Source organism: Curtobacterium sp. UNCCL20 (assembly GCF_900101675.1).
Classification (GTDB): domain Bacteria; phylum Actinomycetota; class Actinomycetes; order Actinomycetales; family Microbacteriaceae; genus Curtobacterium.
This window is the reverse complement of record NZ_FNKG01000001.1, coordinates 568,193-589,928: the sequence shown is the minus strand read 5'-3', so window position 1 is coordinate 589,928 and position 21,736 is coordinate 568,193. Positions and strand designations below refer to the sequence as shown.

23 protein-coding genes are annotated in these 21,736 nt (G+C 68.3%); 15 read left to right on the top strand and 8 right to left on the bottom strand.

All coding sequences use genetic code 11. From position 1 onward, the window contains the following. Nucleotides 1-17 precede the first annotated feature (17 nt). The 3 genes from BLT36_RS02945 to BLT36_RS02935 all read left to right on the top strand — a co-directional run bounded on the left by BLT36_RS02945 (nucleotide 18) and on the right by BLT36_RS02935 (nucleotide 2,405). Complete coding sequence (locus BLT36_RS02945; RefSeq protein ID WP_092091794.1) at nucleotides 18-911, top strand: ParA family protein; 894 nt, start codon at nucleotides 18-20, stop codon at nucleotides 909-911. Next, nucleotides 911-1,873, top strand: a complete 963-nt coding sequence (locus BLT36_RS02940) for a ParB/RepB/Spo0J family partition protein (RefSeq protein ID WP_092091792.1) — start codon at nucleotides 911-913, stop codon at nucleotides 1,871-1,873. The genes BLT36_RS02945 and BLT36_RS02940 overlap by 1 nt, the downstream gene beginning before the upstream one ends. 220 nt (nucleotides 1,874-2,093) lie before the next feature. Then, nucleotides 2,094-2,405: a helix-turn-helix domain-containing protein gene (locus BLT36_RS02935; RefSeq protein ID WP_092091790.1), complete on the top strand. Its 312-nt coding sequence runs from the start codon at nucleotides 2,094-2,096 to the stop codon at nucleotides 2,403-2,405. A gap of 17 nt (nucleotides 2,406-2,422) precedes the next feature. Here BLT36_RS02935 and BLT36_RS02930 read toward each other — a convergent pair whose 3' ends face one another. From BLT36_RS02930 to BLT36_RS18975, 8 genes are all read right to left on the bottom strand, one after another. Next, entirely contained in the window at nucleotides 2,423-3,013 is a 591-nt protein-coding gene (locus BLT36_RS02930) for a ClpP family protease (protein WP_092091788.1), read from the bottom strand. Then, nucleotides 3,010-3,654 (bottom strand): ClpP family protease, encoded by a 645-nt coding sequence (locus BLT36_RS02925; protein ID WP_092091786.1) that lies wholly within the window; start codon nucleotides 3,652-3,654, stop codon nucleotides 3,010-3,012. Before BLT36_RS02925 ends, BLT36_RS02930 begins: the two co-directional genes overlap by 4 nt. Before the next feature lie 104 nt (nucleotides 3,655-3,758). Further along, nucleotides 3,759-4,403 (bottom strand): YdcF family protein, encoded by a 645-nt coding sequence (locus tag BLT36_RS02920; protein ID WP_092091784.1) that lies wholly within the window; start codon nucleotides 4,401-4,403, stop codon nucleotides 3,759-3,761. Between the two features lie 4 nt (nucleotides 4,404-4,407). Further along, nucleotides 4,408-5,370 (bottom strand): D-alanine--D-alanine ligase family protein, encoded by a 963-nt coding sequence (locus BLT36_RS02915; protein ID WP_092091782.1) that lies wholly within the window; start codon nucleotides 5,368-5,370, stop codon nucleotides 4,408-4,410. Nucleotides 5,371-5,425: 55 nt separating this feature from the next. Further along, a complete protein-coding gene (locus BLT36_RS02910) occupies nucleotides 5,426-6,730 on the bottom strand; it encodes an aminotransferase-like domain-containing protein (protein ID WP_092091780.1) in 1,305 nt (434 codons plus the stop codon). A gap of 162 nt (nucleotides 6,731-6,892) precedes the next feature. Next, a complete protein-coding gene (trxA, locus tag BLT36_RS02905) occupies nucleotides 6,893-7,219 on the bottom strand; it encodes a thioredoxin (RefSeq protein ID WP_017887828.1) in 327 nt (108 codons plus the stop codon). A gap of 65 nt (nucleotides 7,220-7,284) precedes the next feature. After that, nucleotides 7,285-8,283: a thioredoxin-disulfide reductase gene (gene trxB, locus BLT36_RS02900; RefSeq protein WP_092091778.1), complete on the bottom strand. Its 999-nt coding sequence runs from the start codon at nucleotides 8,281-8,283 to the stop codon at nucleotides 7,285-7,287. Between the two features lie 120 nt (nucleotides 8,284-8,403). Then, complete coding sequence (locus BLT36_RS18975; RefSeq protein WP_254787297.1) at nucleotides 8,404-12,462, bottom strand: murein biosynthesis integral membrane protein MurJ; 4,059 nt, start codon at nucleotides 12,460-12,462, stop codon at nucleotides 8,404-8,406. Nucleotides 12,463-12,584: 122 nt separating this feature from the next. Here BLT36_RS18975 and BLT36_RS02890 point away from each other — a divergent pair, with 122 nt between their 5' ends. From BLT36_RS02890 to BLT36_RS02835, 12 genes are all read left to right on the top strand, one after another. Next, nucleotides 12,585-14,021, top strand: coding sequence for a CCA tRNA nucleotidyltransferase (locus BLT36_RS02890; RefSeq protein WP_092091776.1), 1,437 nt, complete (start codon nucleotides 12,585-12,587; stop codon nucleotides 14,019-14,021). 158 nt (nucleotides 14,022-14,179) lie between these two features. Beyond that, on the top strand, nucleotides 14,180-14,569 hold the full coding sequence (gene rpsF / locus BLT36_RS02885) for a 30S ribosomal protein S6 (protein ID WP_092091774.1): 390 nt from the start codon (nucleotides 14,180-14,182) through the stop codon (nucleotides 14,567-14,569). Nucleotides 14,570-14,572: 3 nt separating this feature from the next. Further along, nucleotides 14,573-15,151 (top strand): single-stranded DNA-binding protein, encoded by a 579-nt coding sequence (locus BLT36_RS02880; protein ID WP_092091772.1) that lies wholly within the window; start codon nucleotides 14,573-14,575, stop codon nucleotides 15,149-15,151. A gap of 47 nt (nucleotides 15,152-15,198) precedes the next feature. Further along, on the top strand, nucleotides 15,199-15,456 hold the full coding sequence (rpsR, locus tag BLT36_RS02875) for a 30S ribosomal protein S18 (protein ID WP_017887834.1): 258 nt from the start codon (nucleotides 15,199-15,201) through the stop codon (nucleotides 15,454-15,456). A 14-nt stretch (nucleotides 15,457-15,470) separates the two neighbouring features. Next, nucleotides 15,471-15,923 (top strand): 50S ribosomal protein L9, encoded by a 453-nt coding sequence (rplI, locus tag BLT36_RS02870; RefSeq protein WP_069712629.1) that lies wholly within the window; start codon nucleotides 15,471-15,473, stop codon nucleotides 15,921-15,923. 519 nt (nucleotides 15,924-16,442) lie between these two features. Continuing rightward, nucleotides 16,443-17,810: a replicative DNA helicase gene (gene dnaB / locus BLT36_RS02865; RefSeq protein WP_092091770.1), complete on the top strand. Its 1,368-nt coding sequence runs from the start codon at nucleotides 16,443-16,445 to the stop codon at nucleotides 17,808-17,810. 305 nt (nucleotides 17,811-18,115) lie between these two features. After that, entirely contained in the window at nucleotides 18,116-18,430 is a 315-nt protein-coding gene (locus BLT36_RS02860) for a hypothetical protein (protein ID WP_092091768.1), read from the top strand. A gap of 593 nt (nucleotides 18,431-19,023) precedes the next feature. After that, complete coding sequence (locus BLT36_RS02855) at nucleotides 19,024-19,614, top strand: universal stress protein (RefSeq protein ID WP_254787296.1); 591 nt, start codon at nucleotides 19,024-19,026, stop codon at nucleotides 19,612-19,614. Further along, entirely contained in the window at nucleotides 19,611-20,354 is a 744-nt protein-coding gene (locus tag BLT36_RS02850; RefSeq protein WP_092091764.1) for a 2,3-bisphosphoglycerate-dependent phosphoglycerate mutase, read from the top strand. Before BLT36_RS02855 ends, BLT36_RS02850 begins: the two co-directional genes overlap by 4 nt. Nucleotides 20,355-20,443: 89 nt before the next feature. After that, nucleotides 20,444-20,854: a CrcB family protein gene (locus BLT36_RS02845; RefSeq protein WP_092091762.1), complete on the top strand. Its 411-nt coding sequence runs from the start codon at nucleotides 20,444-20,446 to the stop codon at nucleotides 20,852-20,854. Beyond that, nucleotides 20,851-21,222 (top strand): fluoride efflux transporter FluC, encoded by a 372-nt coding sequence (locus tag BLT36_RS02840; protein ID WP_055960823.1) that lies wholly within the window; start codon nucleotides 20,851-20,853, stop codon nucleotides 21,220-21,222. The genes BLT36_RS02845 and BLT36_RS02840 overlap by 4 nt, the downstream gene beginning before the upstream one ends. A 26-nt stretch (nucleotides 21,223-21,248) precedes the next feature. Continuing rightward, on the top strand, nucleotides 21,249-21,734 hold the full coding sequence (locus tag BLT36_RS02835) for an inorganic diphosphatase (protein WP_092091760.1): 486 nt from the start codon (nucleotides 21,249-21,251) through the stop codon (nucleotides 21,732-21,734). Nucleotides 21,735-21,736 lie beyond the last annotated feature (2 nt).

Here is a 21,736-nt window from a genome sequence, read left to right as displayed (position 1 = left end):
CGGGGAAGAGGCACTCGTTGAGTTCATCGACCGATTACGACGCGTCGACACCGCTCGCTCGTGAGATCGCTGATCTGAACCGGCGCCGCCGTGCGATCGCGACGCAGCAGTTCCCGTTGCCGGCGAAGACACGCGTCTTCACGGTGTCGAACCAGAAGGGCGGCGTGGGCAAGACCACCACGACCGTCAACCTCGCCGCTGCCCTGGCGCACGGCGGGGCACGCGTCCTCGTGATCGACCTCGACCCGCAGGGGAACGCTTCCACCGCGCTCGGCGTGAACCACCAGGCCGAGGTGGCGAGCATCTACGACGTCATCGTCGACGAGGCGCCGATCGCCGACACCGTGCAGCGCTCTCCCGAGTCCGACACGCTCTGGTGCGTGCCCGCGACCATCCACCTGGCTGGTGCCGAGATCGAGCTCGTGTCGCTCGTCGCACGCGAGCAGCGGCTCCGCACGGCACTCGATGAGTACCTCGCGTCGCTCGACGAGCCGTACCACTACGTGTTCATCGACTGCCCGCCGTCCCTGGGGCTCCTGACGATCAACGCGTTCGTCGCGGCGCAGGAGGTCCTGATCCCGATCCAGTGCGAGTACTACGCGCTCGAGGGGCTCAGCCAGCTGCTCCGGAACATCGAGCTCATCGAACGGCACCTCAACCCGAAGCTCCGCGTGTCGACCATCCTGCTCACGATGTACGACAGCCGGACCAACCTCTCGAACCAGGTCGCCGCGGACGTGCGCGAACACTTCGGAGGACAGGTACTCGAGGCCGTGATCCCCCGCTCGGTGCGCGTCAGTGAAGCGCCGAGCTACGGCCAGAGCGTGGTCGCGTACGACGTCAACTCCACCGGGTCGCTCTCCTACCTCGAAGCGGCCGCAGAGATCGCAGCACGAGGAGCACAGCACTGATGGCACCGAAGCGAACTGGACTCGGCCGAGGCATCGGCGCGCTCATCCCGACTGCCACGGACCAGCAGGAACGTCCCGTCGACGTCTTCTTCCCCGTTGGCTCGCCGTCCTCGGCTCCGACCGCGGAGGACCTCGTGGCAGTCCCGGGTGCACGCCTGGCGAACCTCAACCCGCTCGACGTCGTCCCGAACGCGCAGCAGCCGCGCAAGGAGTTCCGTGAGGAGGAGCTCCAGGAGCTCGTGCACTCCATCCGGGAGATCGGTGTCCTGCAGCCCATCGTCGTGCGGCCGATCGCCGGTGCCGAGGGAACAGCGCCGCAGTACGAGCTCATCATGGGCGAGCGTCGTCTCCGGGCCACGAAGGAACTCGGGCTCAGCACGATCCCCGCGATCGTCAAGGACACCCCCGACGACGCGATGCTCCGAGACGCACTGCTCGAGAACCTGCACCGCGCGCAGCTCAACCCGCTCGAAGAAGCGTCGGCCTACCAGCAGCTGCTCGCCGACTTCGGGATCACGCAGGAGCAGCTCGCGCAGCGCATCGGCCGTTCGAGGCCCCAGATCACGAACACGATCCGACTCCTGCGCCTCCCCTCCCCCGTGCAACGCCGCGTCGCAGCGGGCGTCTTGTCCGCCGGTCACGCGCGAGCGATCCTGGCGGCTCCGGACGCCGAAGCGATGGAGTACCTCGCCGAGAAGATCGTGAACGAGGACCTCTCGGTGCGTGCGGCTGAGGCGATCGCTCAGCAGCTCGCGGCCAAGACTCCCGTGAAGCCGAAGGCCGAGCCGTCCAAGCGTCAGGCGCACTTCAACGACCTCGCCGAGCGGCTCGGCGACCGGCTCAACACCAGGGTGAAGATCGCGGTGGGAGCCCGGAAGAGTTCGGTGACGATCGACTTCGCGAACGGGGACGACCTCAACCGGATCCTTCGCGAACTCGGCGTGCAGGACGTGGCCGGCTGATCGAAGCCTCGGTGTTGGATTCCCGCGCCACAAAGCGGCCCTGGGCGGGCGACTGAGGCGTCCCTGAGTCCTCCGCCCAGCTCCGGGTCTCCTCGGAGATCTCCGGCCCGGAGAACGGCTCGTGCGGCCTGACACCCACACCGCGTGCGGCGATCCGTCGTCCGCGGTGGGCGAACGCGGATGCCCGGACGTTCCACGTGGAACATGCAACCCTGGGGCGATGACCAACTCCTCCCCTCCCCCGGAGCCACTCTGGCGAGATGTCGTCGGCGAGCAGCTCCGGAAACGGCGTCGACACCGTGGTGACACGCTCCAGCAGGTTGCCCGGCGGGCAGGCGTCTCGCCGCAGTATTTGTCGGAGATGGAGCGCGGTCGGAAAGAGCCGTCGTCCGAGATGCTCGCCGCCGTGGCCGGTGCGCTCGACCTATCGCTGCTGGACCTGACCCTCGGTGCTGCACGACGCCTCGGCGAGATGTGCTCTGGAGCCGATGCGCCGAAGAACGTGCAGAGCGCGTTCATGCTCGCGGCCTGAGGTCGCTCGCCCCCATGTCACCGTCGCCGACGCAGGACGTCGTCGACGAGCCCGTACTCCTTGGCCTGGGGCGCCGTGAACACACGGTCGTGGTCGGTGTCCGATCGGAGTCGGTGCACGCTCTGCCCGGTGTGCTCCGCGAGGATCTCCTCCATGTCCGAGCGGATCCGCACCATCTCGTCCGCCTGCAGGATCAGTTCGGGGATGGCGCCCTGGCCCTGCGCGGCTGGCTGGTGCAGGACGACCCGTGCGTGCGGGAGTGCCCTGCGCTTACCCGGTGCACCTGCCGCCAGCAACATGGCGCCGACGCCGACTGCCTGACCGACGCAGGTCGTGGTGATCTCCGGTCGGATGTACTGCATCGTGTCGTAGATCGCGAGCATGGCACTCGGGTCGCCCCCATCACAGTTGATCGTGACGTGGATGTCCCCATCGGGGTTGTCCGACTCGAGGAACAGCAACTGGGCAATGAGGACGTTCGCGACGCCGGCGTCGACGGGGGTACCGAGCGAGATGATCCGCTCGGTGAGGAGATGTGAGTAGACGTCCATCACCCGCTCCCCGCGGGAGTCGCGGGCGATGACGTTCGGGATCGTGTAGGTGCTCATCGCGTGGTCGCCAGCCCGGGAGCGCTGACCGCAGCGAATCCGACTGAGCCGATCCGCGGTGGTTCCGGTCGGATGACCGCGAAGTCCGCCACGATCGCGTCGATGAACCCGTAGTCGACTGCGGCTTCGGCCGAGTACCAGTGGTCGTGCAGGGAGTCCTCGAAGATCCGCGTGACCGGTTGGCCGGTGTCATCGGCGATCAGCTGCAGGACGGTGTCGCGGGTATCGCGCAGGTGGTCCGCCTGGAGGGCGATGTCGACCGTGCTGCCGCCGATTCCGGCGGACCCCTGGTGCATGAGGATCCGCGCGTGAGGCAGAGCGCGGCGCTTCCCCGGGGTCCCCGCGGAGAGGAGGAACTGTCCGGCGCTGCATGCGATGCCCAGCGCCAAGGTGCTCACGTCGTTGGGGATCGTCCGCATCAGGTCTCGGATGGCGAGCATGGCGGGAACGGAGCCGCCCGGCGAGTGGATCCAGAGTGCGATGTCAGTCTCAGAGTCGGTGGCTGCGAGCTGGACGAACTGGGACATCAGGACTGCTCCGTTGTCGTCGTCCAGTGCGCCCTCGAGGACGAGCACGCGTCGCTCGAGGAGACCCTGGCGGTGCGACGCATCGAATGCGGGGGATGAGTTCGTTTCGGTCATTGCACCAGGATCGGCGCAGCGCGGGGTCGCGTTCGGGTTCTCTGCTGAGAGCGGTGCTGCTCAGGGCAGCGAATCGATGTTCCACGTAGGACATCGGCTGACGTTCAGCCCGCTGTGCCGTGCGTCTGCGAACCGCTCCGCACGACGTGGAGCTTTCGCAGCCCGACGGCGGCGAACAGCGGCTTCATCAGGGAGTGTTCGCCCAGGCGGTAGTCGTCGGTAGCGATCACCCGCGGCGCGAGATCGGGACGTTGCCGTCCGAGGTACATCCGCGCCTTCTCCGCATGCAGACCGTTCGAAGCGAAGGCGATGGAGTCGGCGCCGTCGACCAGGGGGAGGACGTTCCGAACGTTCTCCCACGTGGACGTGCTCGCTTCGTCGAGGAGCACGGGACCATTCCACTGCAACGGTCCCACGATGACGTCCCGAAGGTGCTGCGCTTCCGACACCGGCCCATGGACCGCTCCCCCACTGCAGACGATGGAGACGCTGCATCCCGTCGATACGAGGCGTCGTGCGGTTCGAACGGCGATCGTTGCACGCCATCGGTTCACCCGGTTCGCAGTCCTGCCACCGTTGCGGAACCCGAGCACGACGACCGCAGCGCGTCCGCCGGCCACCGGCGAGGGGAGTTCTCGGGCGCGGATCGCAGCCCGAGCATGCACAACCTCACCCCAGGCGACGATGACCGCCACACTTGCCGCGGCGACCGCCAGCAGCGATGTTCCACGTGGAACACCCCGGCGCATCGGGTCAGGCCCGGTGATCGCGGATCGCCTGCTCGGCGAGTTCGGCGTACGTCCAACCGAGGTCGAACCCAGATGCCGACAGTGCCTGGGGAACCAGGGAGGTCTCGGTGAGCCCCGGGAGGACGTTCGCTTCGAGGAACCAGGGTGTCCCGGCGGCGTCGATGATGAGGTCGACGCGGGAGATGTGGCGCAGGCCGAGCGCAGCGTGCGCGGCCACAGCGGCGTCAGAGGCTGCTGCAGCGAACTCCTCCGACAGGCGAGCTGGCGTGTAGAAGGTCGTCTCCCCCGCGTTGTACCGTGCCTCGAACCCGTAGATGCCGTTGCGCGGCACGATCTCGACTGCGGACAGCGCGACGGGGCCATCGCCGGTGTCGATGATCCCAACGGCCACCTCGGTGCCGCGGATGAGCTGCTCGACGACGACGTCGTCACAGTACGTGTACGCCGTCACCATGGCGCGCGGGAGGTCGTTGACGTCGTCCACCAACGTGACTCCCTGTGCACTCCCACCCCGGGCGGGCTTCACAGCGAGCGGAACCGGGTGTTCTCCTGCGATACTCTCGAGCACGCCGACGGCGCCGAGCTCTCGGAACACGTCGTGGGACAGGGTGACGGAACGGGGAGTGCGCACACCGCTCCGTGCAACCAGCGACGATGCCGTGGGCTTGTCCCATGCCAGCCGGGCTGACGTGGAACGTGAGCCGACGAACGGGATGTCCAGCGCCTCCAGGATGCCCCGCAGGGCCCCGTCCTCTCCTGATGCGCCGTGCAGTGCCGGCCACACGACGTCTGGGCGGGTCTCCCGCAGGGTGGGGAGGAGCGACGCGTCAGCGTCGCGGAGGTCGACCTGCCAGCCGTAGCCGGTCAGGGAGTCAGCGACACGACGACCGGAACGGAGGGACACGTCGCGTTCGTGCGAGATACCCCCGGCGACGACGACGACGTGACGGCGAGTGAGCTCGGCCATCTGGAGACCTCCGGTACTGCGGTGAAACGAGGGAAATCGGTGAGGAAAGTCCTGGTCAGGAGATGTTCGGCGGCGGCGCGCTGACCGAGGACGTCGGTCGGACGACGGTGCTCGGACGTGTCGTCGGACCGAAGGTCTCGATGAGTTCGAGCTCGTCGTTCACGACGTTGGCGAGCCGCTTCACGCCGACGCGGATCTGCTCCGGCGTCGGGTAGCAGAACGACAGGCGGATGTGGCCGCCACCGCGACCGTCAGCGTAGAAGGCCGTACCCGGCGTGTACGCGACGAGCTCCTTCACGGCGCGCGGGAGCATCCCCTTGGAGTCGAGGGACTCGGGCAGGGTCAGCCACACGAAGAAGCCACCGTTGGGCTTCGTCCACGAGAGGTCCGGCAGGAACTCCCCCAGGGCGGACAGCATCGCGTCGCGACGCTCGGCGTAGATCCCGCGGAAGGTGTCGACCTGGCCCTTCCAATCGGCCGCGTCGAGGTAGGCGTTGACGACGTACTGCCCGAACGAGTTCGGTGCGAGGACCGCGGACTCGTTCGCCAGCACGAGCTTCTCGCGGATGGCGTGCGGGGCGAGCGCCCAACCGACACGGAAGCCCGGCGCGAGGGTCTTCGAGAAGGAGCCGAGGTAGACCACGCCCTCTTCGTCGATGGAACGGATCGCCTGCGGTGCCGGCTCGTCGAACCAGAGGAGTCCGTACGGGTTGTCCTCGAGCACGAGGATGTTGTTCGAGCGGCAGATGTCGAGGATCTCGATGCGCCGCTCGCGGCTCATGGTGACGCCTGCAGGGTTGTGGAAGTTCGGGATCGTGTACAGGAACTTGATGCGCTTCCCCTGCGTCCGCAGGTTCGCGATCGCCTCACGCAGCGCCTCGGGGACGAGACCGTTCTCGTCCGTCGTCACGTGCACCGTCTCGGCCTGGTACGACCGGAACACACCGATCGCGCCCACGTAGGACGGGGACTCGGCGAGGACGACGTCGCCCGGGTCGATGAACAGCCGCGTGACGAGGTCGAGCGCGTGCTGGGAGCCCGTGGTGACGACGACGTCCTCAGCGCTGGCACGGATGCCCTCGAGGCTCATGACGTCGACGATGTGCTCGCGCAGGGAGCGCAGACCCTGCCCACCGCCGTACTGCAGGGCCATCGCGGCGTCCTCGGCCATCACACGGTCGAGGGAGCCGGTCACGAGCTCGCGGGGCAGGGCGGAGACGAACGGCATGCCGCCGGCGAGCGAGACCACCTCGGGGCGCGACGCGACGGCGAACAGGGCTCGGACCTCGGAGGCGCTCAGCCCGGCGGTGCGCTGGGCGTAGGAGTCGTACCAGGGGTCGAGGCTGTTGCCGTTCGTCATCAGTGCTCCGTTTCAGTGGGACATTCCCGCCACACTACGACATCGACACCGGGAACCCGGGGTCCGCGACGGGGCCGATCGGGCGCCGGTGGCCTGCACCGTCGCCCGGGGATGCAGAACGGCCCCGCTCCCTGACGGGAGCGGAGCCGTTCGGAGGGGTGACTACGCCAGGAACTCGGCGAGGTCGGCCTCGAGTGCGGGCTTCGGCTTGGCGCCGATGACGGTCTTGACGACCTCGCCGCCCTTGAAGACCTTCATAGCCGGGATCGACGTGATCTGGTAGTTCATGGCCGACTGCGGGTTGTCGTCGACGTTGAGCTTCACGATCTCGATCTTGCCGGCGTGCTCCTCGGCGATCTGGTCGAGGATCGGCGAGACGGCGCGACACGGGCCGCACCACTCGGCCCAGAAGTCGACGAGGATCGTCTTGTCGGACTTCAGGACCTCGTCCGAGAAGGTGGCGTCGGTGACTGCCTTGGCGTTGGACATGTTTGCTCCTTCGAGAAGTCGTTCAGTGGGTAGAACGGCCGGGCCGTCGTGGTATTCCCGCCGGGTCAGGCCCGTGCTTCGATGACGTCGACCATCGCCGGCTCCGTCGGGGAGACGCCGTCGGCGTCCTCCGTCAGGGCGTCGTCGAGCTCGGCGAGGTACTTCTCGGCGTCGAGCGCGGCGATCGTGCCCGAGCCGGCAGCGGTGATCGCCTGACGGTAGGTCGGGTCGATGACGTCACCCGCGGCGAAGACGCCCGGCAGGTTGGTCTTCGACGAGCGACCCTGCACGGCGATGGTGCCCTCGGGTGCGATGTCGATCTGGCCGTGGATGAGGTGCGTGCGCGGGTCGTTGCCGATCGCGATGAACAGTCCGTCCAGTGCGAGCTCGCTCTCGGTGCCGTCGACCGTGTCGCGCAGGGTCACACCCGTGACCGCGGAGTCACCCGTGATGCCGGTGACCTCCTTGTTCCACGCGAACTCGATCTTCGGGTCGTTCATCGCACGGTCCTGCATGATCTTCGACGCACGCAAGCTGTCCTTGCGGTGGATGACCGTCACCTTGTCGGCGAAACGGGTGAGGAACGTGGCCTCTTCCATGGCGGAGTCGCCGCCGCCGACGACGGCGATGTTCTTCTGGCGGAAGAAGAAGCCGTCGCAGGTCGCGCACCAGCTGACGCCGTGGCCGGACAGGCGCTCCTCGTCTGCGAGACCGAGGTGCCGGTAGGCCGAGCCGGTGGCGTAGATGACCGCGAGGGCCTCGTACGTCTCGCCGGAGCCCACGGTGACCTTCTTCACGTCGCCGGTGAGGTCGACGGAGACGGCGTCGTCGTACAGGACCTCGGCGCCGAACTTCTCGGCCTGCTCCTGCATCTTGATCATGAGGTCCGGGCCCTGGATCCCCTCGGGGAAGCCCGGGAAGTTCTCGACCTCGGTCGTCTTCGTGAGCTCGCCGCCCGTCTCGACGCTGGACGCGACGATGAGCGGCTTGAGCTCCGCCCGCGCGGCGTAGATGCCGGCGGTGAACCCGGCCGGGCCGGAACCGATGATGATGAGCTGGCGCATGCCTTCTGCCCTTCCGTAGATCGCTGACCGGGTCAACACATGGTAGCGGCGTGGCATTCCACGCCGACGGGGAAGCGCTCAGCGGCCGGCGCGCAGCCGACCGCCCGACCGCCCGACCGCTCAGCGACCGAGGCGCGACCGCAGGATCGCGACGGCGTTCTGGATCTCGCCGTTCTTCGCGACCACGAGCGCCCCGAAGTACACCACCACCATGACCGCCCCCGTGAGGGCGAGGGTGATGAGAGCTCCGGTGACGTCGGCCATCGCGAACCCGTCGGCCGAGAACGCCCCGAAGAAGTTCGCGACGAGCAGGCCGGCGACGCCGGCGATGAGCGCGGCGATGATGAACTGCACATGCGAGCGCGTGACGATCGGTCCCTCGATGCCGCCGAGACGCTTCCGCACCAGCACGAGCGCCACAATCGTCTGCGCGGACCCGGCGATCGTCGTGCAGATCGCGATGCCGACACCGATGACCGAGCCGGGCAGCATCGCCACGGAGAGCGCGCCGATGACGAACAGCCCGGACTGGACGAGCTGCATGAGGAACGGCGTGCGGTGGTCGTGCATCGCCCAGAACACCCGCTGGATGATGAAGAGCATGCTGAACAGCACGAGGCCCGGCATGTAGGCGACGAGCACGAGCGCCATCGCCTGGGTGTGGCCGAACTCGTTCTCCCAGATCCGGGCGAACGGCATCGCGGTGACGATGAGCGCCACGGTCGCGAACACCGTGAACAGCCCGACGATCCGCAGCGAGAGCGACAGGTTCCGCCGGACGGCGCCGAGGTCGCCCCGTTCCGCGTCGTGGCTCATCCGGGTGAAGTACGCGGTCGCGATGGACACCGTGATGATCGAGTGCGGCAGCATGAACAGCAGCCAGGTGGTGCTCAGCGTCGCGTTCCCGGCGCCGGTCGCGAGGGAGGCCACGCGGGCCTGCACGACACCGGCGAGCTGGGTGACGAGGATCATCGCGAAGAGCCAGCCGGCGGCCGTCCCGGTGGACTTCAGGCCGACGCCGCGCCACCGGAAGTCCGGGCGGAAGCGCAGCCCCGCGCGTCGCCAGAAGAGCGGCAGGAAGGCGGCCTGCGCGAACACACCGACCGAGGCGCTCCCCGCCAGGACGGCGATCTTCAGCGGCGTCCAGTCATCGGTGGAGGCGTTCACGGCGCGACCGCCGAACATCGCGATGAAGACGATGAGGCCGGCGATCGCGATGACGTTGTTGAGGAGCGGGGCCCAGGTGAACGGACCGAAGACCTGCTTGGCGTTGAGCACCTCGCCGAGCAGCGAGTACATCGCGTAGAAGAGGATCTGCGGCAGGCACCAGAACGCGAACGCGACGGCGAGGTCGGTCGTGGCGGCGCTGAAGCCCTTGCCGCCGTCGCCGGCGCTCTGGCTGTAGACGCGGACCAGCACGGGTGCGAGCAGCGTCGCGACGACCGTGATGACGAGGAACGCGGACCCGCCGAGCGTCACGATCTTGTTGACGTACGCGGTGCCGCCGTCGGTGTGTTGCTGCATCGAGCGGACGATCTGCGGGATCAGCACCGCCGAGAGCAGGCCGCCCGCGATGAGGGCGTAGATGTTGTTCGGCAGCTGGTTCGAGATCGCGAAGGCGTTCGCCGCGTCGGAACCGGTGTTGCCGATCGCGAAGGCGAGCACGAAGGTCTTCGCGAACCCGAGGATGCGGGAGACCATCGTCCCCGCCGCGAGCATCGCGCTCGCCCGGCCGAGACTGCGCTCGGCGACGGGCTCCGCGTCGACGGCCGGCTGGGGCTGGGTGGCGCTGATGGTCGGCTCCTCGGGGTTCGCGGACGGTTCGTCGCGCGGTGCGGTGTCGGCCTGGAGGAGCGGTGCTCGTCCGTCGGGCGCGCTCGCGGCAGTGAGGGGGGCACCGCCGACCACCGGCTGGACCTCCAGGAGTCGGTTCGGGTCGTCGTCGTCCTCGTCGTCGAGCTCGCCGTTCCGGCGACGGATCCGCTTGCGGATGCTGCGGAAGATGCCGAAGCCGAAGATCCCGAAGAGCGCGACGGCGGCGGCCGCGGTGATCACGGTCTCCCACTGGGCCTGGACGTTGAGCTCGACGGTCGCCGGACTCGCGATCTTGATGCCCGTCGGGCTCGTGAGCGACATGGTCAGGTTGACCTTGCCGTTCGCCACGGACTGCACGGGGACGGTCGTCCGGGTGGAGGACTCCGGCTGGATCTTCACCTCGATGTCGTTCCGCACGACGCGCAGTGCGGAGTTCGACGGCTGCACCGCCAGGCGGACGGTGACCGGGTACTTGGAGCTGTTCCGGATGGAGATCGGCAGCGACGACCGGTCGCCGAGGAGCGTCAGGCTGCTCGAGTCGACGATGCCGACCTCGGAGACGGCCTTCGCCCACGAGGCGACACGGGCGTTCACCGCGGTGGCGAATCCGTCCGGGTCGGCGCGCCACGAGTTCGACGACAGCGCGAGCAGGTTGAGCCGTGCCGGGGCGGTGAGGTCGGTGGGGGTGTCGAGCGCCGAGGCGAACGCCGAGAGGTCCTGTTCGCCGCGCACGAGGCGCTCGAGCTGGTCGGTGCGGGTGTCCCCGTTCGTCCCGGCGGTCAGGGTCAGGGAGCCCGGGGTCGCAGCGGACGCGGTGGACAGGTCCGCCGGGGCGACCCACGCGGTGCTCTCGATGGCGTCGAGGGTCTGGCTGAGGCGGTCGGAGTTCGTCGGCCACTCGCGGTCGAGGGTCAGCAGGACCGGTCCCTCGGCGGTGTTCGCCCGGGCCGAGGTGGCGAGCGTCGCCGTGAGCTCGGAGATCGCCGTGTTCCACGCCTGCTGGGTGGTGGCCGTCGCCGCCGTCCGGAGGAGCGCGGACATCGACTGGTCGGACACCAGCACGTGCTGCGACCCGATCTGCTCCGACGCGGCGATCGTGGTGTCGGCGCCGGCCGAGGTGTTGCCGCTCGACAGGATCGTCGTCTTCGTGCCGGCCTTCGCCAGCGCCGGCAGGTCCGCCGCGGTGACCGTGCCGTCGGCCGGCCACGCGATGCCGTCCATCGAGTACGGGAAGTCGAGCAGCGTCTGCGTCGTCGGCAGCACGGACGGTGTCTGGTCGTCCGGGTTGCCCGGGTCCGACCCGTCGGTCTGGTCGCCCGAGCCGTCGCCGGTGGCGCCGCGGTCCGCTGCGGCCTCGTCGGACGGGGTCGCCGTGGCGGTCGCGTCCGCCGCCGGGGTCGAGGCGTCCGAGGTCGGGGTGGGCGTCGGCGTCGACGCGCCGGGGAAGTGGTCGGGGTCGACGGCCTGGTCGAGGGAGATCGGCGACAGGATGCCGTTCGCGCCGGACTGCCGGAGCCCGGTGACGTCCGCGTCCGCGTAGGGCAGGGCGAAGGTCTCGTTGCGGAGCGACTCGAGCCGGCTCAGCCAGGCGGTCGCCGATGACGGGGCGTCGGCACCGAGGATCCGGATCGACGCGATGATGCGCGGGTCGACCGCGACGGCGACGTTGTGGTCCTCGGCTGCCAGCAGCTGCTGGGTCAGGGTTCCGTCCACCGCGGTCGAGGCTGCGAGCACCCCGGCACCGAGGATGCCGTCGCCGGTGCGCGGTACGGTGATCGGCATCGCGACCGAGACGCTCACCGGCGTCTGGTCGGAGGAGTCCGGGTACCAGGTGATCGCGGACCGGGCGACGGCGTACGTGTCGCCGGCGGTGTACTCGGCTGCGATGCGTCGGGCACCGAAGGACGAGTACCCGCCGAGCGCCACGTTGCCGGAGACGATCTTCACCGAGTCGAGCGTGACCGAGCGGTGCGCGGGGACCGCCGGGACGTCCACAGAGTCCATCGGAGCGCCGAGGTAACCGGTCGTGCTGGTGTCGGCGAGCCAGTCGGACAGGACGTCGCGCGTGCTCACCGACCGGAAGATCTCGAGGTCTGCCGTGCCCGCGGGAACGTCCGAGTCGGTGTCGTTCGTGATCGTCAGCGCGAGCTCGAGGTCCTCGTCGCGACGGACGACACCGCGGTTCGCCGGGGCGATCGAGATCGTCGTCTTGCCCTGCTCGGCGGCCGCGGGGTGCGCGGTGCGTGAGGTGGTCGTGGACACCGTCGTCGCGTGCGCACCGTCGGCCTGGGCGGGCGCGACGACGAGGCCGAGGGCGACGAGAGCCGTCGCGGCGGCGGCGAGCGTGGTGCGGAAGATCTGCATACAGGAGGGCCACGGGGTCGGTTCGGGCCGTCACGAGTGTATGAGGCATGACCATGGACGCACCCGTGCGCGCGCACGTTGTGGAGAACTCGGGGGCGCGATCTGGGAGGATGAGGACCGTCATGCAGTCCGTTGCCCAGGCCGTCGAACGACTCGACGCACTCGCCGCCACCGAGCCCGTCGCCCTCCTCGCTCGGGCCTTCGCCGACGCCGGACACGAACTGGCGCTCGTCGGCGGTCCGGTCCGCGACGCCTTCCTCGGTCGCGCGGTGACCGATCTGGACTTCACCACGGACGCCCGCCCGGACGACATCCTGCGGATCGTGGAGCCGATCGCGAGCGCCACCTGGGACGTCGGCCGCCAGTTCGGCACCATCGCAGCCCGGGTCGGCGGTGAGCAGGTCGAGATCACCACCTACCGCAGCGACGTCTACGACGGCGAGACCCGCAAGCCCGAGGTCGCGTTCGGCGACACGATCGAGGACGACCTCCTCCGGCGCGACTTCACCGTCAACGCGATGGCGCTCCGGCTGCCCGCGCGGGAACTGGTGGACGTGCACGGCGGGGTCGAGGACCTCCTCGCCCAGCGGCTGCACACGCCGCAGGCCGCGCAGGTCTCCTTCCGCGACGACCCCCTCCGGATGATGCGCGCCGCTCGGTTCACGGCGCAGCTCGGCTTCACGGTGTCCGACGAGGTGCGCCAGGCGATGGCCGAGCTCGTCGACTCGATCGAGATCGTCTCCGCCGAACGCGTCCGCGACGAGCTCGTGAAGCTGCTGAACACGAGCGACCCGGTGCCGGGGCTCCGGCTCCTGGTCGACACCGGCCTCGCCGAGCGGTTCCTCCCCGAGCTGCCGGCGATGTGCCTCGAGATCGACGAGCACCACCACCACAAGGACGTGTACGAGCACTCCCTGACGGTCCTGACGCAGGCGATCGGCTACGAGGCCGAACGGCACCCCGGTGACGCCCCGGACACCGTGCTCCGACTGGCGGCGCTCCTGCACGACATCGGCAAGCCGGCGACCCGCAAGCTCGAGCCGGGCGGTGCGGTGAGCTTCCACCACCACGACCTGGTCGGTTCGAAGCTCGCGAAGAAGCGGCTCCGCGCGCTGCGGTTCGACAACGACACGATCGCGGCGGTGAGCCGTCTCATCGAGCTGCACCTCCGCTTCTTCGGGTACACCGACGGCGCCTGGACCGACTCGGCAGTGCGCCGCTACGTGCGGGACGCCGGCGACCAGCTCGAACGCCTGCACGAACTCACCCGCTCCGACGTCACCACGCGGAACCGGCGGAAGGCCGACCGGCTGGCCTTCGCGTACGACGACCTCGAGGACCGCATCCGCGTCCTGTCCGAGCAGGAGAAGCTCGACTCGATCCGTCCCGACCTGTCCGGCGACGACATCATGCGGATCCTCGACATCCCACCGGGCCGGGCCGTGGGTGAGGCGTACCGCTTCCTGCTCGAGGTGCGGATGGACGAAGGTCCCCTCGGCGAGGACGATGCCGAGGCGCTCCTGCGCGACTGGTGGGCCGCCCGCGACGCGACCGCCTGACGGGCGTGACCGGTTCTCCACAGCCGGTGGCGCGCCTCCAAGCCGTCCGCTAGGCTTGCAGGGTTGTCCGCACGCGTCTGCGTGGCGGGACACATGCATCAACCCTCCTGCCCCGGGAACTGCCCGGGGCCGCTGAGACCAGAGGAGGTGGGTTCCGCATGCACCAGTACGAACTGATGGCGATCCTCGACCCCGAGATCGATGAGCGCACCGTCGCTCCCAGCCTGGACAAGTTCCTGGCGGTCATCCGCAACGACGGTGGCACCGTCGACAACGTGGACGTCTGGGGCCGTCGCCGGCTTGCCTACGAGATCGCGAAGAAGTCCGAGGGCATCTACGCCGTCGTCGACTTCACGTCCTCCCCCGAGGCCGCCAAGGAGCTGGACCGTCAGCTCGGCCTCTCCGAGGCCGTGCTCCGCACGAAGGTCCTCCGCGCTGAGGAGGCGATCGCTCAGGTCGCCGCCCAGAAGCAGCGCGACGAGGCCCGCGCGGCCCGCAAGGCCGCCAACGCGACCGCGACCGCAACCGCGACCGCGAGCGCCGAGTAACCCGTGGCCGGCGAAACCGTCATCACGGTGGTGGGCAACCTCACCGCGGACCCGGAGCTGCGCTACACGCAGAACGGGCTCGCCGTGGCGAACTTCACCATCGCGTCCACTCCTCGCACGTTCGACCGTCAGGCGAACGAGTGGAAGGACGGCGACGCGCTGTTCCTCCGTGCGAGCGTGTGGCGCGAGTTCGCCGAGCACGTGGCGGGCTCACTGACGAAGGGCTCGCGCGTCATCGCGCAGGGTCGCCTCCGTCAGCGCTCCTACCAGGACCGTGAGGGCCAGCAGCGCACGAGCATCGAGCTCGAGGTCGACGAGATCGGCCCCTCGCTCCGCTACGCGACCGCGCAGGTCACCCGTGCTGCGGGTGGTGCCGGTGGTGGTCGTGGCCAGGTCGGTGGTGGCGCTGGCAACAGCGGCGCCGGCGGCAACGGCGGCGGCAACTGGGCCGGCAACAACAACGGCGGCGGTCAGTCGGACGCGCCCTGGTCCCCGCAGGGTGGCCAGCAGGGCGGCAACGCACAGTCGAACGACGTGTGGAGCACCCCGGGTGGCACGTACGACGACGAGACCCCGTTCTGATCCTCCGCGGTTCAACGGACACAACTTCTTCTTCTTAAGGACAAACAATGGCTGGAAAGAGCACCGGCGACCGCCGGAAGCCTCGCGGTAAGGGCGGCAAGAACGCCGCTCCCGCGAAGTCGATCAAGGTCGGCGTCATCGACTACAAGGACGTTGCGACCCTTCGCAAGTTCATCTCGGAGCGTGGAAAGATCCGCGCCCGTCGCATCACCGGCGTCTCCGTCCAGGAGCAGCGCCTCATTGCCCGTGCCGTGAAGAACGCCCGTGAGATGGCGCTCCTCCCCTACGCCGGCTCCGGCCGCTGATCGGAGGTCGACACATGTCGAAGCTCATCCTCACCCACGAGGTCTCCGGCCTCGGTTCCGCCGGTGACGTCGTCGACGTCAAGAACGGCTACGCCCGCAACTACCTCATCCCCCAGGGCTTCGCTGTCGCGTGGTCCAAGGGCGGCGAGAAGCAGGTCGAGTCGATCCGTGCGGCCCGTGCCGCTCGCGAGCTCGCCACCATCGAAGAGGCCCAGGACCTCAAGATGAAGCTCGAGAACGCGACCATCAAGCTGACCGTCAAGGCCGGCAAGGACGGTCGTCTGTTCGGCTCCGTCCGCCCGGGCGACGTCGCTGACGCCGTCCAGGCGCAGGGCGTCGGCTCGCTCGACAAGCGCAAGGTCGAGGTCCCCGCGACCATCAAGACCGTCGGTGACCACGAGGCCACCGTGCGTCTGCGCGAGGACATCACCGCAGTGATCTCGCTCCAGGTCGTCGCCGCCAAGTAAGGCAGCTGCGTTCCGCTCACGACGGGCGGGTCTCCTCCGGGAGGCCCGCCCGTCGTCGCGTTCTGCAGGTGTCCGGCACATCTCCCGGCCTGGAGGCGCGTGGTGCGCTGGGCTGAGTGGTTACGTTCCAGAAGGGGTCGCCGCTTGCTGGGAGCCGCTTGGGAAAGTTGTCCTCAGGTTCGCGTTTGTCAACTCTTTTTACACAGGGGAAACGTGTCAAATCGGAACCTTCAAGGCGTACTTGAACCCCACTTCTCCACACATGGTGTGAAACAGGAAACCCCAGGTCAAGCGGTCGAAAGTGTGTTCCCCATGCGACTTGTCCACACCCCCATCCACAGTTGTCCACACAGCATCCCGGCGTGTTCCGCAGACTCTCCACAGAGTTATCCACAGGGCCGTTTGCTGGGGATAACTCTGTCCCCGTACCTTGGCCCAGCGACTCGGCGATGTCGGTCGCCAGGGGTAGAACTACCGGAGCGGGCTCGTCCCGCGCCCGTTCCAACGCAAGGAGTCCGTGTGTCGATCGCGCACCTCGATCCGTCCCCCCGCGACATGGGCGAGCGCGGTGGGATGGAACGCACCCCGCCGCACGACCTCCTCGCCGAGCAGTCCACGATCGGCGGCATGCTGCTGTCGAAGGACGCCGTCGCGGACGTGATCGAGACCGCTCGCGGCGTGGACTTCTACATCCCCAAGCACGAGGTCATCTTCGACGCGATCCTCTCGCTGTACTCGCACGGTGAGCCGACCGACGTCATCGCCGTCACCGACGAGCTCACCAAGACCGGCCTCCTCTCCCGTGCCGGTGGCGCCGAGTACCTGCACAGCGTGACGAGCATGGTGCCGACCGCAGCGAACGCCGGCTACTACGCCGCGATCGTCGCCGAGAAGGCCGTGCTCCGCCGCCTCGTCGACGCCGGTACCCGCATCGTGCAGATGGGCTACGCGTCCGAGGGTGAGGTCACCGACCTCGTCAACAGTGCCCAGGCCGAGGTCTACAACGTCGCCGGGGGTGTGCAGACCGAGGACTACGTCCCCCTGACCGACGCCATCTCCGCCGCGCTTGACGAGATCGAGGCCGCGAAGGGCCGCGACGGGCAGATGACCGGTGTGCCGACCGGGTTCGCGCAGCTCGACGGACTCACCAACGGCTTCCACCCCGGGCAGCTCATCATCATCGCCGCCCGGCCCGCACTCGGGAAGTCGACGCTCGCGCTCGACCTCTGCCGCGCCGCCGCCGTCAAGCACAACCAGACCGCCGCGTTCTTCTCACTCGAGATGGGTCGCGCCGAGATCGCCATGCGACTGCTCTCCGCCGAGTCCAGCGTGCCGCTGCAGAACATGCGCAAGGGCACCGTCGACTCCCGCGACTGGACGACGATCGCGCAGACCCGCGGGCGCATCAACGACGCCCCGTTCTTCATCGACGACTCCCCCAACATGACCCTCGTCGAGATCCGGGCGAAGTGCCGCCGCCTCAAGCAGCAGCACAACCTCCGCATGGTCGTCATCGACTACCTGCAGCTGATGACCTCGGGCAAGAAGGTCGAGAGTCGCCAGCAAGAGGTCTCCGAGTTCTCGCGTGCGCTCAAGCTCATGGCGAAGGAACTGCAGGTCCCCGTCGTGGCGCTGTCGCAGCTGAACCGTGGCCCCGAGCAGCGGGCCGACAAGAAGCCGATGATCTCCGACCTGCGTGAGTCCGGCTCGATCGAGCAGGACGCCGACATGGTCATCCTGCTGCACCGAGAGTCGGCGTACGAGAAGGACAACCCGCGGCAGGGTGAGGCGGACCTCATCGTGGCGAAGCACCGAAACGGACCGACGGACACCATCACGGTGGCGTTCCACGGGATGTTCTCGAGGTTCGTGGACATGCCGCAGTAGCGGTCTTTTGTCGTCCGCCAGCTAACTTGTCCGACTGCCACTTAACGTGTCTGAAATACGGACGTGGACACGATGTTTGGCAGTACGGACGGGCTACCTCGACGGCGGGTCAGCAAGACCTTCGTTCGCCGCTCGGAGTTCGTGTGCCTGCGTGCAGTGCCAAAGGTCTCGGACGACCAAGGTGCGACAGAGGTACGCCTCAGACCAGGGCGACTCGAGTCGGGCGCCTGCGATCGGGGTGACGTCGACGTCGGGGGTCGCGGCTAGTTTGTCCGCACTGCTAGTCAGCCCTGAGGGAGAACCAGATGACGCTCTACTACTTTGACTCGCACGGTCGCTGGATCGCCTTCCGGACGAGCGAGTCCGACATTCATTTGTGGAGCCCTGAAGCAGAGTGGCTCGGCTGGCTGGCGTGGGACAACGACGACGTCTGCGGAGTCGCGGCGATGAACTACCTCGGCACGCTCGTTGGAGACCGACTTCTGAAGAGGACGACTCCACCGTCGTACTACACCCCTTACACCCCCTACACGCCGTACACGCCGTACACGCCCTACTCGCCTTACTCAAAGGCGGAAATGAGCATCCCGTCTGGGTATACGGACGTTGATCTCGGCTGACTCGCCCCCGAGGTCCCCTACCGGCCGCGCTTCGCGTTCGGGAGTGCGAGGGGCCAACAACCAGGTGCCGGCGCAGAGCGGAAAGGTGCCGAGTGCGGTGTTCAAGATCACCTCGAGCACGTCAGATTCGGTCGGTGCGGCAAGCGGCACCGACGGCCGGGCCTTCGCTCACGTTAGGAGAGGTTCAAGCCGTCACGAGGCCAGTGCTCCCGGGGGTAATGATGCGGCGCTCACCGTGCTGACGATATCTCCCGGTGTGGGTAGCTTCGCTTGTCCCGTAGCTGACCTGCCACCGCCGGATCGCCCGGCGACGTGTCCTGATCAGTGCGGACGCACGCGCCTATCGGAAGACGTGACCCGTGTGAAGGATGTAGCGAAACTCGACCAAATAGGGGTCGGAGCGGACGCAGATTTCGGAACTGAGTTTCGCTACGAGACAGGCGGTTCTGAACGGCAGCTCACTGTGGGCAGCTTCGCTCCGTGTCGTCGGAATCGCTTCCTTCGGTGTCGGGACGTCGCGGGTGCGCGAGACGGCCCGCGTGACTTGGGGTTCGGGTGCATACTGGTGGTGTCTTCGGACCCGGTAGTGGGGCTTGCCGGACCCAACCTCGACAGTTGTCGACAACAGTCCCTATCTCAGCTGGGCGCGCTTCTGCGCGCCTGAGGTAGGGAGTGTCATGACAGCACCAATCGGTTCCGGACCGGTCGTCGTCGGCGTCCTGCCCGGCCTCGCTCCGGGGGTCATCGAGGTTGCGTCGTCTATAGCGCGGCGCTTCGGTACGACGCTGGTGTGCGTCAGCGTGGATGCATCGCTCTTCGATGCCGGTACGCGCTCGGACGGGTCGGTGATGGTGGAACCGATCGACCCTGACACCGCTGACACGACACCGCAGGGCTTGTCGGACAGTGACAAGGCGGCAGTACGTGCTGCCGCAACGACCTACGGCGTCGACGTCACGTTCGTCCCGGGTGTCGGGGATCCGAGCCGGGCACTGTCGCAGGTGGCCGAAGACCGCGACGCGGCGATGCTGGTCGTCGGGGCCAGGACGGGAGCGGGTCGAATCGCGGAGTTCTTCACGGGGTCGGTCGCGGTACGGCTGACCCATCAACAGCACCGTCCGGTGCTCGTGGTGCCGGTTGATCCGGTCGGGTTCGACGCCCCATTGCCCTGGGCCACCCCGTGACCGGCCAGCTTGTTCTGCTCCGCCACGGGCAGAGCACCGCAAACGCTGCCGGCACCTTCACCGGGTTGCGGGACGTCGCGCTGACCGAACGAGGTGTCGCCGAAGCGACCCGGGCAGGGTCGCTGCTGCTCCGCGCCGGCTTCAGTCCGGACCTCGTGCTCACGTCGACGCTCGAGCGGGCGTTCCACACGGCGGAGCTCGTCACCGACGTCGTCGGACGTGATGCGCCGATCGAGTCGACGTGGCGGTTGAACGAGCGGAACTACGGCGCCCTCACCGGCATGTCCAAGCAGAATGCGCAAGCGGCGTTGGGGGCGGAGCAGTTCTTCGCTGTTCGCCGGACCCGCACGGGTCGGCCGCCACGCATGTCGATCCGCGCGTGGCTGGCGCTCCGGCGGACGCCGGCGCTTCGTGGACTGCCGTGGGCGGCAGTTCGTCGAACCGAAACACTCTCCGACGTCATCCGCCGGGTCCAACCCGTCCTGTCGGACCGCATCACCCCGGCACTCCGCGACGGGCAGACAGTGCTCGTCGTCGCGCACGGCAACTCGCTGCGGGCACTGTGTGCCTGCATGGACGGCCTGACTGACGGTGAGCTCGCGGACCTGAACCTCCCCACGGGCGAACCCCTGATCTACCGGTTCGACGGCGACGGTGGGTTCTGTCCGCGGGGTGGGGAGTACCTGCATCCGGCAGCACGAGCAGCAGCGGCAGCGGTCGCTGCGGAAGGTGGAACATGACCTCCCGAACGGACACGGACCTGCCCGATGGGCAGCTCCCGCCAGACCCGGACATTGACGCCAATGACCCGGAACGTATCGCCCGGCCAGTGCATCTGCGGTGGCGGTACCTCGGTGTCGTCGCACTCGGCGGCGCCATCGGTACCGCCGCACGCGACGGACTCAGCACCGCGTTCCCCGCTCAGCACGGAGTGTCCTGGGCGATCTTCTGGATCAACATCGCCGGCGCGCTCCTCCTCGGTGTGCTGCTGGAACACCTCGCGCATCGCGGACCTGACGAGGGTCGCCGCCGGACACTGCGCCTGCTTCTGGGAACCGGTGTCCTCGGCGGGTTCACCACCTACAGCACCCTCGCGACCAGCACCGCGGTGTTGTTCCTCACCGGCCGCGGGTTGGCCGGCACCGGGTACGGGCTCCTGACGGTCCTCGCCGGCGCGATCGCCACCGGTAGCGGCCTCGCGATCGCGGGCTTGGTCCGACCGAACGGAGCCACATCATGAGCGCCCTGGCCTTCCTCAGCGTCGCTGTCGCTGGCGGTGTCGGCGCGGCCGCACGGTTCTTCGTGGATGGTGCGATCAACCGGGGTCGGCAGTTCCGGCTCCCGGTCGGGACGCTGACGATCAACATCACCGGCTCGTTCCTGCTGGGCTTGATCACCGGCGCCGCCGGTCACCTCGGCGCTACCCCCGTCGCGGTGCTCGGAACAGGGCTCATGGGTGGCTACACCACGTTCAGCACCGCCAGCTTCGAGACCGTCCGCCTCGCACGCACCGGCCGCACCACCGCGGCTGCCGTGAACGGGCTCGGGATGCTCGTCGTCTCCGTCGCCGCAGCCGCCGGGGGCGTCACCCTCGGCACCCTCACTTGACCATCCGACTGGGAGAAGAACAGCTCATGCACTTCGACATCACGATCGAGATCCCCCGCGGCAGCGGCAACAAGTACGAGGTCGACCACACCACCGAACGGATCCGCCTGGACCGGGCGGTGTTCACCAGCATGGTGTTCCCGCAGGACTACGGCTCGATCGACGACACTCTCGGCGATGACGGCGACCCCCTCGACGCGCTCGTGCTGCTGCCCCGGCCCACGTTCCCCGGCGTCGTCATCGACGTCCGCCCGGTCGGGATGCTCCGCATGGTCGACGAGAACGGCGGCGATGACAAGATCCTCACCGTCCCCGCCGGAGACGTCCGCTTCGACCACGTCCAGGACATCACCGACGTCGCCGAGCCGGTCCTGGCGGAGATCGAGCACTTCTTCGCCCACTACAAGGAGATCGAGCACGGCAAGCACGTCACCACCAACGGGTGGGCGAACCGTGTCGACGCCGAAGCCATCATCCGCTCCGCACAGGAACGGTTCACCCCGCACCCCTGACC